General features: G+C 62.4%; 12 protein-coding genes. 10 read left to right on the top strand and 2 right to left on the bottom strand.

All coding sequences use genetic code 11. The features are described 5' to 3' along the window. Window positions 1-52: 52 nt before the first annotated feature. The 7 genes from fabD (at window position 53) to VEK15_28975 (ending at window position 6,052) form a co-directional block, all read left to right on the top strand. A complete protein-coding gene (gene fabD / locus VEK15_28945; GenBank protein ID HXV64761.1) occupies window positions 53-1,006 on the top strand; it encodes an ACP S-malonyltransferase in 954 nt (317 codons plus the stop codon). Next, the gene (gene fabG, locus VEK15_28950) at window positions 999-1,748 is read left to right on the top strand and encodes a 3-oxoacyl-[acyl-carrier-protein] reductase (protein HXV64762.1); all 750 of its coding nucleotides are present in this window, start codon (window positions 999-1,001) and stop codon (window positions 1,746-1,748) included. The genes fabD and fabG overlap by 8 nt, the downstream gene beginning before the upstream one ends. A gap of 11 nt (window positions 1,749-1,759) precedes the next feature. Continuing rightward, entirely contained in the window at window positions 1,760-1,996 is a 237-nt protein-coding gene (locus VEK15_28955; GenBank protein HXV64763.1) for an acyl carrier protein, read from the top strand. Window positions 1,997-2,015: 19 nt separating this feature from the next. Beyond that, a complete protein-coding gene (gene fabF / locus VEK15_28960; GenBank protein ID HXV64764.1) occupies window positions 2,016-3,275 on the top strand; it encodes a beta-ketoacyl-ACP synthase II in 1,260 nt (419 codons plus the stop codon). Window positions 3,276-3,299: 24 nt separating this feature from the next. Then, the gene (locus VEK15_28965; protein HXV64765.1) at window positions 3,300-4,337 is read left to right on the top strand and encodes a histone deacetylase; all 1,038 of its coding nucleotides are present in this window, start codon (window positions 3,300-3,302) and stop codon (window positions 4,335-4,337) included. A 183-nt stretch (window positions 4,338-4,520) separates the two neighbouring features. Next, window positions 4,521-5,033 carry a VOC family protein gene (locus VEK15_28970; protein ID HXV64766.1) on the top strand — a complete coding sequence of 171 codons (513 nt, stop codon included), beginning with the start codon at window positions 4,521-4,523 and terminating at the stop codon, window positions 5,031-5,033. A 2-nt stretch (window positions 5,034-5,035) separates the two neighbouring features. Beyond that, complete coding sequence (locus tag VEK15_28975; protein ID HXV64767.1) at window positions 5,036-6,052, top strand: M20/M25/M40 family metallo-hydrolase; 1,017 nt, start codon at window positions 5,036-5,038, stop codon at window positions 6,050-6,052. A 187-nt stretch (window positions 6,053-6,239) separates the two neighbouring features. Here the strand turns inward: VEK15_28975 and VEK15_28980 are convergent, their stop codons facing one another. Both VEK15_28980 and mutY read right to left on the bottom strand, forming a co-directional pair. Beyond that, window positions 6,240-7,166, bottom strand: coding sequence for a tetratricopeptide repeat protein (locus VEK15_28980; GenBank protein HXV64768.1), 927 nt, complete (start codon window positions 7,164-7,166; stop codon window positions 6,240-6,242). A 41-nt stretch (window positions 7,167-7,207) separates the two neighbouring features. After that, the gene (gene mutY, locus VEK15_28985; GenBank protein HXV64769.1) at window positions 7,208-8,344 is read right to left on the bottom strand and encodes an A/G-specific adenine glycosylase; all 1,137 of its coding nucleotides are present in this window, start codon (window positions 8,342-8,344) and stop codon (window positions 7,208-7,210) included. Window positions 8,345-8,946: 602 nt separating this feature from the next. Between mutY and leuS the strand changes: the two genes are divergently transcribed. The 3 genes from leuS to holA all read left to right on the top strand — a co-directional run. Next, complete coding sequence (leuS, locus tag VEK15_28990; protein HXV64770.1) at window positions 8,947-11,436, top strand: leucine--tRNA ligase; 2,490 nt, start codon at window positions 8,947-8,949, stop codon at window positions 11,434-11,436. After that, window positions 11,433-11,981, top strand: coding sequence for an LptE family protein (locus VEK15_28995; protein HXV64771.1), 549 nt, complete (start codon window positions 11,433-11,435; stop codon window positions 11,979-11,981). Before leuS ends, VEK15_28995 begins: the two co-directional genes overlap by 4 nt. A gap of 2 nt (window positions 11,982-11,983) precedes the next feature. After that, the coding region (gene holA / locus VEK15_29000; protein ID HXV64772.1) for a DNA polymerase III subunit delta at window positions 11,984-12,986 on the top strand (1,003 nt) is incomplete at its 3' end.

The following is a 12,986-nucleotide window of genomic DNA, read 5'->3' on the forward strand; positions in this document are numbered from 1 at the left end:
GCGGCTAGAGTTGGAAATCTCGAGGCCGCTTTTCGCCTCGAGAAGGAAGAACGTGCCGAGCGGACAAGGCAGAGGTAGAGTAGCTTTTCTGTTTCCCGGCCAGGGCTCACAGCATCCCGGCATGGGAGCGGAAGCGGCTGCGGCCTTCGACGAGGCCCGCGCTGTGTTCGATGCCGCCGACGCGGCGCTCGGATTCGCGCTATCAAAGCTTTGCTTCGACGGGCCAGAAGAGTCATTGCGGCAGACGGAAAACACCCAGCCGGCAATCTTGACCGTAAGCAGCGCGCTCGACGCCGTGCTCCGGAAGCAGTCTTCTCGTCCCTACTGCGTCGCGGGACACAGCCTGGGAGAGTACTCGGCACTGGTTGCCGCCGGTGCCCTGGCGTTCGAGGATGCCGTCGTCCTCGTGAGGAAACGGGGACGTTACATGCAACAGGCCGTCCCCGTCGGGGAAGGGGCGATGGCCGCGGTCTTGGGAGTCACCCCTGCCGAAATCGACGCGCTGTGCGCCGAGGCATCCAATGGTCGGATCGTCGAGGCGGCGAATTTCAACGGAGCCGGCCAGATCGTCATCGCCGGACACCGTGACGCCGTCGAACGAGCCAGTGAGCTTGCGAGAGCGAAGGGGAAGAGAGCGGTACCCCTGCCCGTGAGCGCCCCGTTCCACTGCCGCCTGATGGAACCGGCGGCGGCAGCCTTGCGGCAGGATCTGGAGGAGGTGACGTTCTCGGCGCTCCGTGTCCCGCTGTTCACCAACGTGGACGCGCGGCCCATCACTGGCGCCGACGAAGCTCGGGAGGCTCTGATTCGCCAGGTCGCTTCACCGGTTCGCTGGGAGGAGAGCGTTCGAGCGATGGCGGCGGCGGGGGTCACCGCCTTCGTCGAAGTCGGGCCGGGAAAGGTGCTCTCGGGTCTCGCTCGTAAAATCGTGCCGGGCGCCAGGGTCCTGTCGGTGTCGAAACCCGAGGACGTCGACGGTTTCGTCCGCGAGGTGGAGCTTGTCTGAGTGGGATGGGCAGGTAGCACTGGTGACCGGAGGCTCTCGCGGCATCGGGAGGGCGGTGGCCACCGCTCTCGCCTCCCGAGGAGTTCGCGTCGTATTGACCGGGCGCGACGGAGGACGGGCTCGGGAGACGGCGCTTCGGCTGATCGACGAGACCGGCTCGCGCGCGATCGTTGGAATCGCCATGGACGTGGCCGATCGCCTCGCCGTCGATGCGAAGGTAAAGGAGCTCGTTCAAGAGCACGGACGTATCGACATCCTGGTCAACAACGCCGGTATCACGCGCGACAACCTCCTGCTGCGGCTCAAACCCGAGGATTGGGAAGCGGTGATCGCCACCAACGTGGACGGTCTCTACTATTGCAGCCAGGCGGTGTTGCGACCTATGATTCGCCAGCGTTCCGGGCGGATCATCAATATGAGCTCGGTCGTGGGTCTCATGGGTAACACGGGTCAAGTGAACTACGCCGCATCGAAGGCCGCGATAATCGGATTCACCAAAGCCCTCGCTCGGGAAGTCGCCACTCGGCAGATTACCGTGAACGCGGTAGCTCCCGGTTATATCGACACCGACATGACTCGTGACCTGCCCGCTGGCTCCAAAGAAGCCCTCGCGGCGACCATTCCCATGGCGCGGATTGGCCGTCCCGACGAAGTGGCCGAGGCGGTGGTTTTTCTCGCATCGCGGGCGGCGGGCTACATCACCGGTCAAGTGCTGCAGGTTAACGGCGGTTTGTACATGTAGGAGGGATGTCAATGAGTAGCGTTGCCGACAAAGTCAAAGGAATCATCGTGGATCAACTGGGCGTCGACGAAGATCAAGTCACCCAGGACGCATCCTTCGTGGACGATTTGGGAGCCGACTCCCTCGATCAAGTCGAGCTGGTGATGGCGCTCGAGGAGGCGTTCGGGATCGAGATTCCCGACGAGGACGCGGAGAAGATCACCCGCGTAAAGGAAGCCGTGTCCTATATCGAGGAGCACAGCAAGTAAGCGTGGGCGAGGTCGCATCGTGAATAGTCGGCCGGAACGCCGGGTCGTCGTCACTGGCGTGGGGCTCGTGTCCGCGCTGGGAATCGGCACCGAGGAGACCTGGAGAGCTCTTCTCGCCGGGCGTTCCGGCATCGCTCCGATCACGCGATTCGATACTTCCGACTTCACCGTCCGGATCGCCGGAGAGGTGAAGGGATTCGATCCGCTTGAGTTCATCGACAAGAAAGACGTCAAGAAGATGGATGTCTTCATCCAGTTCGCCATGGCCGCCTCGGCCTTTGCCATGGCGAACTCGAAGCTCGAGATCACTCCCGGCCTGGCGGATCGAGTCGGTGTCGTCATCAGCTCGGGTATCGGCGGTTTCGCGACGATCGAGCGCGAGCATAGCGTTCTGCTGGAATCCGGCCCGCGGAGAATCTCTCCTTTCTTTATTCCTGCCACGATAATCAACCTTGCCGCCGGCCATGTATCGATTCGCTTCGGTGCCAAGGGTCCGAACTCGGCAACGGCTACCGCCTGCTCCGCAAGCGCCCACGCGATTGGCGACGCGATGAAGATCATTCAGCGGGGCGATGCCGACGCGATGATCGCCGGAGGCTCCGAGGCCGCGATCACGCCGATGGGTGTCGGAGGTTTCGCTGCCATGAGGGCGCTCTCGACCCGAAACGACGAGCCCGAGCGCGCTTCGCGACCTTTCGATTTGAACCGCGACGGATTCGTCGTCGGTGAGGGCGCCGGGGTCCTGGTGCTCGAGGAGCTCGAGCTCGCCAAGGCGCGAGGGGCGAAGATTCAGGCCGAGCTCGTGGGCTACGGAATGAGCAGTGACGCGTTCCACATCACCACGCCGTCGGAGGATGGAGACGGGGCGAAGAGGGTCATGAGGCTGGCAATTCGGGATGCGAGAATCGAGCCGGACCGAATCGACTATATAAATGCCCACGGTACTTCGACGCAGTACAACGACCGAACCGAGACCCTCGCCATCAAAGAAGTCTTCGGAGCGCGCGCCCGTCATTTGTGCGTGAGCTCCACCAAATCCATGACCGGACATTTGCTCGGGGGTGCGGGTGGGCTGGAAGCGGGCATTACGGTTCTCGCCCTCAGGGATCAGAAGCTCCCGCCCACGATAAACTACGAAACACCGGACCCGCAGTTGGACCTGGACTACGTTCCCAATGCGGCGCGTGATGCCTCGGTCGAGTACGCGCTCACGAACTCGTTCGGTTTCGGCGGGACGAATGCCGCTCTGGTGTTCAAACGGTACGCGGAGGCAAACTGAGCGGGGCGGGAGGCGAGCGCTAGCATGTCAACCGGTGTCGTTTTCACCGAGGATTTCAAGAAGCACGACCCGGGCAAGGGACACCCCGAATCTTCCGCCCGAATGGATGCGGTGTCGCGAGCCCTGGCGACACCCGAGATTGCCGGGAGACTCATTCGCGTCGCTCCGCGACCGGCGGAGAAAGAGCACATCCTTCTCATCCATTGGGAGCGGCTCTACGACGAGGTCATGGCGACCCAGGCCCATGACCGTTCCTTCCTCGACGAGGATACGGTGGCTTCGCGTCAAACGGCCGAGCTGGCTCATTTGTCCGCAGGTGCGGTTCTCACCGCAGTAGAAGGTGTCATGGAGGGGCGGCTCGATAACGCTTTCGCCTTCTCCCGTCCGCCCGGACATCATGCCAAGCCCGACAAGGCGATGGGATTCTGTTTCTTCAACAACGTCGCGGTCGGTGCGAAATATGCCCAGCAACGCTATCTGGCGAAACGCGTTCTCATCATCGACTTCGACGTGCACCATGGCAACGGAACTCAGAAAGCCTTCTACACCTCCCCCGAGGTGCTCTACGCGTCCATCCATCAGTCCCCGCACTACCCCGGAACCGGGGCCGTCAGCGAGACCGGTAAGGACGAGGGTGACGGCTTTACTCTCAACGTTCCGCTCGCGGCAGGATCGGGGGACGCTGATTACCTGAGCGTTTTTCGCGACATCGTCGTTCCGGTGGGAATCGAGTTCGCGCCCGAGCTCGTGCTCGTCTCCGCGGGTTTCGATGCCCATCGCGACGACCCTCTTGGAGGCATGAAGCTTTCCCGCGAAGGCTACGCGGCCATGAGCGAGGAGATCGTCCGCCTCGCCCGCGCGACTTGTGGGGGGAAAGTGGTATTCGTTCTCGAGGGCGGTTATGACCTCGACGCGCTGGAGAAGTCGATCGTGGCCGTCCTGAGAGTCCTGACCGGTGAGAAAGCCTCACGGACGATCGTGTCCAACGGTGCCGTTCGGGAAGTCATCGACGAGGTCCGGAAGGTACACGGCTCGAATTGGTCCTGCCTGAGGACTTCGTAGCAGGGTGATGGGGAGCTCGGCCCACCCTGCGCGAGCGGAGCGAGCCCGGCGCGCTTGCCGCGCCGTAAGCAGCCCGAGCCGTGGCGGCCGATCGATCGCAGGTCCCGCCACGGCCCTGAGCACTCTCAGGGTGATTGGAAAATAGGCGCGCCTTCCGATCGCGTTCGACCGTAGAAACACGAGATGGCGAAAAAGAAGCGGCACAAAGCGAAGAAACGGGCGAGGTCGACGGGGGCGGAAAGAAAACGCACGACGAAGAAAGCGACCAAGAGCGTCGGGCGAACCGCAGCCAGGAAAAAAGCTCCAGCGGGGCTCGGGATCCGCAATCTCCACATGGACTTTCTCACCTACAAGCCGGAGCAGGTGCGGAAGTTCTACGCCGAGATGCTCGAGCTGAAGACGCAGGTTCGCGACACCGAAGGACTGAGCTACCTCGTCGTGGGGACCTCTTCGACCTCGAGTCTCGGGTTCATGCCTCCGCATCCCGAGATGCGCCGAGAACAGCCGTTTCCCCGCGAGCCTGCCATCTATTTTCTCGTCGAAGACGTCGACCGTGCCTATCGAGCTCTCTCGGCGAAGGGAGTCGGTTTCCTCGGGCCGCCTGAAGAGATGCCCTGGGGGGATCGCGTCATCACGACGACCGACCCCGAGGGACGGACGGTGATTCTCGCTTCGACCGACCGCGAAAAGAAATAGTTATGTCGGAGCTCGTACGTTATATCCGGCGGCTAGTGGACATTCCTTCCGTGAGTGGGGACGAGGGCCAGCTCGCGCGGGAGCTCGAGCGCGATCTGTCGTCACGGGGATTCGAAGTGGAGCTTCAGAAAGTCGCTCCCGAAAGATTCAACGTATACGCTCGAGACCCTGCCGCGCGCCCAAAGATTATTTTTTGTACTCACCTGGATACCGTTCCGCCTTTCTTCGCGAGCTCCGAGGACGAGACGTACGTCTACGGTCGGGGCTCGTGCGATGCCAAAGGGATCCTCGCCGCCATGGTTTTCGCCGTTTCACGCCTGAGGAAGAAAGGAACGGGGGAGGTGGGACTGCTCTTCGTCGTGGGCGAGGAAGTCGATAGCGCCGGGGCCCTCGCCGCGAACGCGCTCGAGGTCGATACGAGCTACGTGGTGGTGGGAGAACCGACAGAGAACCGGATGGCGAGCGGCCACAAGGGAGGATTCAAGTTTCGTCTCACGGTGGAGGGGAAGGCCTGTCACTCCGCCTATCCGCACCTCGGCGACTCGGCCATCGATCGACTGATCGACGTGCTGCTCGAGATCCGGCGTGCGGACTGGGGGCACAGTGACAGGCTCGGCGAGGCGACGGTGAACGTAGGGACGATCTCGGGGGGCCTTGCCGCGAACGTGCTCGCTCCGGAAGCGGGCGCCGACGTCTTCGTCCGCGTCGTGGGACGCGTATCCGAGGTCCAGGCGAAGCTCGATGCCATACTCCGCGGCCACGCCGGGGTTCGCTACGAGGTCGTGTCGGGCGGAGATGCCGTCACCTGCGAAACGCGGCCGGGTTTCGAGGTCGCGCCGGTAGCCTTCGGGACGGACATCCCTTCGCTCGAGGCGTTCGGCAAGCCCTTTCTCATCGGACCGGGCTCGATTCACGACGCCCATACTTCGAAGGAGCGGATCGGCAAGAAAGAGGCGGAGGAGGCGGTGGAATACTATCAGCGGCTAGCCCTCGAGCTCCTCTCGGAAACGGCTCAGTAATAGTCAGCGCAGCTCAGGTAATAGTGGCAACGCGGGCAGAGAAGCTTACAGCGGCTTTCCACCAGGCGCGCGGAGCAGTTGGGACAGGTCCTAATCAGCGCTTCGGGATCGGTGGCCGAGTCGAGGTTTCGGTCGTCGCTTTCTGAGAGCGGGGACTCCCGGTCGGGTTTCGGGTGAAACGATCGTATCAACCGCGCCTTCGCTTGCCGGACAAGACCGCCTTGAACCGAGGCTCGGACCGCAGCGGCTCGAACTCGATTGCTTTCTGCGCATCGGCTCGACGGGTGGGATGGATGTCGATAGCCTTCTGCAGCGCATCCAATGCCTCTTCGCGGTTCCCGAGCTGCACGTGGCAGATCGCAAGGTGGTAGAACGCCTCGTCGCAATCGGGGTGATTCTTGAGCGAATGAGTCAGATCTCGAATGGCCTCCTCGCTCCGTCGGAGCTTCTGCAGCACGATGCCGCGATGGAGCAGAGCTCCGTGGTCGTCGGGTGTCGTTTCCAAAGCCTGGGTGAACTCACTCACCGCATCGGCGGAGCGCCCGAGATCGAAGCAAGCCATGCCTCTGAGAACGTGCACTTCGGTTGAGCTCGGCTCGAGAGAAACGAGCTCGTCTGCGACCTCGAGGGCCCTTTCGAGCTCTCCGAGCTCGAGCAGAGCGTTGCCTCGCGCGATCCGGGCATCGAGCTTGTCCGGATCCGCCTCGATGGCGCGCTCGTAACTGCGGAGCGCCTCCTCGAAGCGGCCCATGTCGGATAGTGCTATGCCGCGGTTGTACAGGACGTCACCGCTGTCGGGCTCGAACCGGAGCACGGCGTCGAACGCGGCGATGGCCTCCTCCGGGCGCCCGAGCTCCCGGAGAATGACGGCGCGGTTGTGCTGTGATGCGAGGTGGTTGGGCTGCAGCGCAATGGCGCGCTCGTAGTCGCCCAGCGCGTCCTCGAGGCGGTCCATCATGTCGTATACCACGCCCCGGTTGTAATAGGCGAGATAGGAGCTCGAGTTCAACGTGATGGCACGGTCGAGGTACCTCTTCGCTTTTTCGAGGTCATCCTCATCGATGGCCTTGACCCCGAGATCGACGTAGCGTTCTTCAAGCGGAACACGCGTCATCGGACGACCCTCCGGACCACGTGGGGTTTTGCGCCTGGAACTTACGACACATCAACGGGCTCCCCGTCGTCTTGACTCGCCTCACCGGTGTCAGAATAGCCCCGGGCGAACCGGCGGCGCAACTCGTTTTTCCCCTTGCCCTCCGGGTCGATCGCTCGGAATATCTTTCGCACGACGGAGGACACGGGCAGGCGTTGGAGCTCGGATTCGCTGGCCCAACGGTGTCTGGTGGGGGGGCGGCCTCTCAGCCTGGCGGCGAACGCGTGCAAGATGATGCGTCGGTTCATGATCGCATGCCGTACCCGGGCGACCTCCTCTCGAACCTCGATGTCGATGCCGTAGCGTTCGCGGGCCTCCCGCGCCATCGCAGCGCGCGGTTTCTCTCCGGCAGAGCACTCGCCGTTTGGAAACTCCCAGAGATCCCTCATGAGGCTAGTGTCGACGCGCTGGAACAGGAGATACTTCGAGCCGCTTCGGACGAGTGCCGCGGCTGCGGTGACGCGTATGGCAACGGGGCGCGGTCCGGTCTCGGGAAGATCGCGCACCCGTCCGTGACGGAGCGCGACGCAACTCACCCGAATCGGGCATGAGAGGCAACCCGGGTTGGATTTCTTGCACACCAGGGCGCCCAACTCCATGAGCGCCTGGTTGATCTCCCCGGCGCCACGTTCGGGCAGAACATCCTCGGCCAGCTTCCACAAAACGCGTCGGACAGGGCCGGACCGGACGTTGCCGGCGATGCCGAAGAATCGTGACAGCACTCTCGCCACATTGCCGTCGAGAATGGGCGCCTTCTTGCCGAAAGCGATGGAGACGATCGCTCCGGCGGTATAGCGTCCCACCCCGGGCAATGCCTGCCATCCGTCCACATCATCGGGGAGCTCCCCTCCGTTCCTTACCAGTATCTTGGCTGCCCGGTGAAGGGCTCTCGCGCGCTCGTAGTAGCCCAGTCCGGACCACTCCGCGAGCACCTCCTGGTCGGTTGCCCCGGCGAGGCTTTCGAGGTTCGGGAATCGGGCGAGGAATCGCTCGAAATAGGGAATCACCGTCTTGACCGACGTCTGCTGGAGCATGAGCTCCGAGACCCAGACTCGATAGGGCTCGGGTCGCTCGCGCCACGGAAGCCGGCGGCGATGCCGACGATACCAGCGCAGAAGCCGTTGACGGTCGATATTCACCGCGACGATCGTAACGGGCCATCGAGCTCTGCGGCAACGGGAAGTCTCCCGGGTCTCGCTGCTCTCCGACGACTGCGGCTAGAAAACAGGGCGGTGATCCTCCGACCACCGCCCCGCGACGGGACTTCCGACATCGTGCAGGTCGCTAGGAATGGATGCCGGGAGCCCTTCCGATGATCCGGGGAAGCCTCGGCGCTCCCGAGCACACTCGCCGCCGCCAGTGCCGGAAGTTCCGGGGCAGTCCCCGCGACCATCGAAACGAGAATCTTCGCTTGCCTCAGCAGGAGAAGACTTTTTCGAGCTCATGTCACTCTAGAACGCCGAACATTCCTCTCGCCTGAGGTTCGGGCCCTGTTTACAAGGGGACTGAAACGAGGGTGTCAAGGCCCGAGCCTCAGTTCACCGAGAGAATAGGCAAGAGTGATGCCACATGCTGTGAAAGCCTTAACATGAGCCGGGGCAGGGAATTGAGTCGCAAATTACCCGCGCACTGAGACGTGGACCGTCACCCGAAAGAGACGAAGCGGTCCTCGGCAAGCGACACCAGGAGGAAAGGCGTGTGCTAGTATCCGATCTCGTCTTGAAAAGAGGCTAGACAACGCATGGGTAGGCCCTACGACTTCGATGAGATCGAGCGCAAATGGCAGGCTCGGTGGCTCGAGACCGGCGAGTTCGAAGCGAGCGAGACGGACGAGCGTCCGAAGTATTACTGCCTCGAGATGCTCCCCTATCCATCGGGCAAGATTCACATGGGTCACGTGCGGAACTACTCAATCGGCGACGCCATCGCACGGTTCAAACGTTCGAAGGGGTTCAACGTGCTCCATCCCATTGGCTGGGACGCGCTCGGGCTGCCCGCGGAAAATGCCGCACTCAAGCACGGCGCGCATCCCGAGGACTGGACCCGCGCGAACATAGCCCATATGAAGCGGCAGCTGCAGCGGTTGGGGTTTTCCTATTCCTGGGATCGTGAGATCGCGACCTGTGATCCTGATTACTATCGCTGGAACCAGTGGTTCTTCATCCAGATGTGGAAAAAGGGGCTGGCGTTTCGCAAGAAGGCGGCGGTGAACTGGTGCCCGGTCGACCTGACCGTTCTCGCGAACGAACAAGTCGTCGATGGGCGTTGCTGGCGGTGTGACGCCCAGGTCGTTCACAAAGAGCTCGAACAATGGTTCCTGAGGATTACCCGATTCGCGGAACAGCTGCTCGCGGACATGGAAGGCCTGTCGGGCTGGCCATCGACGGTCCTCACACTCCAACGCAACTGGATCGGGCGCTCCGAGGGCAGCGAGATCGAATTCGCCCTGGCCGACCCGATCCACGACGGAGAATCCATCCGGGTGTTCACGACGAGAATCGATACCGTATACGGGGCTACGTTCTTGGTCCTGGCGCCCGAGCACCCCTTGACCTCTCGTCTGGCGGCATCGAACCCTGCCCTCGCCTCCTACATCGAAACAACGATCCGCGAGGACAAAGAGAAACGGCGCCTCGGCGAGGTCGAGCAGACGGGAATCGCAACCGGGCATGATGCGTTGAACCCCTTTACCGGGGAGAGAATCCCCATCTGGGCGGCAAACTACGTTCTGATGGATTACGGGACCGGTGCGGTCATGGCCGTCCCGGCGCACGACGATCGGGACTTTTCCTTCGCTCGCGCGCATGATCTCCCGATGAAAGCGGTCATCCAGCCCCCGTCCGCGGACCTCGACGCCCGGACGATGGAGAAGGCATTCATCGATCACGGTACCCTGGTGGACTCCGGTGAGTTCACCGGACTCCCGACGCTCGATGCCATCCGGGCGATGAACGCGAAGATCGAGCGGGAAGGACTGGGAAAATCGGCGGTCACCTACAAGATTCGGGACTGGGGAATCTCGCGGCAGCGATACTGGGGAACACCGATTCCGATGGTTTACTGCGACGAATGTGGGATCCTTCCGGTGCGAGAGACGGACCTGCCGGTGCTCCTGCCCCGGGACGTCACCATCACCGGCAAAGGGGAATCCGTCCTGCGGGACAACCGGAGCTTCCTGGAAACGACCTGCCCCGGGTGCGCCCGCCCGGCCCGCCGTGAAACGGATACGATGGATACTTTCGTCGATTCCTCCTGGTACTTCTATCGTTACACCGATCCTCGATACTCGGACGGACCGTTTCGCCCCGAGGTGGCCCGGGACTGGTTCCCCATCGACGTCTACATCGGTGGCATCGAGCACGCCATCCTTCATCTCATCTACGCACGTTTCTGGACGAAGATGATGCGGGAGCTGGGTCTGACCGCAGACGCCGAGCCGGTCGACGTTCAGCTCTCTCAGGGGATGGTCATCAAGGACGGGGCGAAGATGTCCAAGAACAAGGGAAACGTGGTCGAGCCCGACGAAGTGGTCGCCAGATACGGTGCCGACACTTTGAGACTCTATGTTCTCTTCGAGGCGCCGCCGGAGAAGGAAGTCAACTGGACCGATCAACGCCTCGAAGGACCGGCGCGATTTGTTCAGCGCATCTGGCGGTTCGTGGACAACGAGATCGATGCGCTGGCTTCGGCGTCGCCGATCGAGGGCAACGAGAGCTGGAACGAGCCCGAGTCATTGCTGAGAAGAAAGACGCACCAGACGATTCAAAGAGTCACTCGCGACATCGAAGAGCGGTTCCACCTGAATACCGCCATCGCCGCGATCATGGAGCTCGTGAACGAGATCTATCGCGCGGTCGAGCCCCGTCCTCAACGCGACGACACCTGGAAGGTCGTGCGAGAGGCTACCGAGGCGGTTATCCTCCTTCTGAGCCCCTTCGCGCCCCACCTGGCAGAAGAGCTCTGGGAGACTCTCGGGAACGCGAACGGCCTCCGGTCGGCGGGCTGGCCTCGCTTCGACCCCGTTGTGGCCGCCGAGGAAAAGACGACGTTCGTGGTCCAGGTCAACGGGAAGCTGCGAGGTCGTATCGAGGTTTCGGTCGACGAAAGCGAGGAAGAAGTGAAGCGGCTCGCGCTCGCGGACGAGAACGTGAGGAAATTCACCGAAGGCAAAGAGCTCCGCCGGGTCATCGTGGTGCCTCGGCGTCTCGTGAACGTAGTGGTGTCTCCATGACGAGAAAAGGTTTGTTGTTATCAGTCGCAGCGGTCGCTTGGATCATGACGGGGTTCGGGTGCGGTTACTCCCTTGCCGGGAGGGGAAACTACCTGCCCGATTACATATCGGTCATCGCCGTACCGACCTTCGCAAACAACACCGATCGGGTGGCGGTCGAGGAGTTGTTCACTCGAAAAGTGGTCGAGGAGTTCAACTCCCGCGGACGTTATCGGATACAAGGAGAGATCGAGGGTGCAGATGCGGTGATGGAAGGAACGGTTCTGAGTCTCACCGCGGTCCCGTCCGTGCTCGAAGGAGGGGATCCCGAAGATCCGCAAAGCAATCAGGCCTCGACCTATACCGTGGTGGTGCGGGCTCAGGTCGCGTTCCGCGATCTGGTCGAAGACAAGGTCATCTGGTCGAGCGGCGGATTCCAGTTCCGGGACGATTTCGAGATCGGCGAAGATCCCGAGGAGTTCTTCGATCAGGAAGGTCTTACCCTCGAGCGGTTGGCGGAGGAGTTTGCGAAATCCCTGGTGAGCAGCATTCTCGAGGCATTCTGACCTTGAGGCTAACGTACCACCAGCTCAGCCGGCATCTCGACTCGGGGAAGCTCGAGCCCGTCTATCTCGTCATGGGCGAGCAGGAGCTTCTTCGCGAGCTCGCGGTCGACATGCTCGCGACCGCTGCCGTTGGCGGTGAGCCCACCCCGTTCAACTCGGATCGGTTCGACGGACAGCAAGCTCGAGTGGAACGAATCCTGGACTCGGCGAACGTCCTGCCGCTGCTCGGCGGCCGTCGTGGCGTGGTCGTGAGACGTGCTAGCCGGCTAGTCGAATCGGAGCAGCTTGCCGCATATCTGGAAGACCCTTCTCCCCATTCGGTTTTGGTGCTCGATCTAGAAAAGAGACCGGATCAGCGCAAGAAGTCGTGGAAGCAAATTGCGGGCAAAGCGAGCGTCGTCACCTGCGACGCGCCGCGCACGTCGGGAGAGTTGGAGGATTGGCTGACCGAACAGGCGAAGGGCAAGGGGCTCTCTCTCGTCCGACCAGTCGTGCGGTATCTCGCTTCCGAGTTCGGCTCCGATCTTCGGAGGCTCGTAAACGAGCTGGAGAAGCTCTCCCTCTACGCCGCGGGCGACAAACTCGATCTCGAGACGGTCGCGTTCGTGATCGGTCGCGGCAAGGCGCAGAACATCTTCAAGTTCGTCGAGGCGCTCGAGAGCCGGGATTCGGCCAAGGCGCTTCGGCAACTCGGTCGTCTGCTCGCCGAGGGAGAGCCGCCGCTGCGCATCCTGGCTCTCGTGGATCGTCTGGTAAGCCAGTTGAGAGTGACCAAGGAAGTCCAGGGGTCGGGGGGACGGGCTTCTGGTTTAGCGGGCGTTCTCGGGGTCCCGCCGTTCGTGGCGAAGCGACTCTCGGAGAGCGCGCGCCGCTACGACCGGGAAGCACTCGAACGCGCCGTCCAGGCTCTGGCCGACACGGACCGAAGGCTCAAATCGACGAGCTTTCCCGGCCGCGTCGTTCTCGAGACTCTGGTGATGGCTCTCGGAAGTCCGGCGTCTCAGC

The organism is Vicinamibacteria bacterium (assembly GCA_035620555.1).
Lineage (GTDB): Bacteria > Acidobacteriota > Vicinamibacteria > Marinacidobacterales > SMYC01 > DASPGQ01.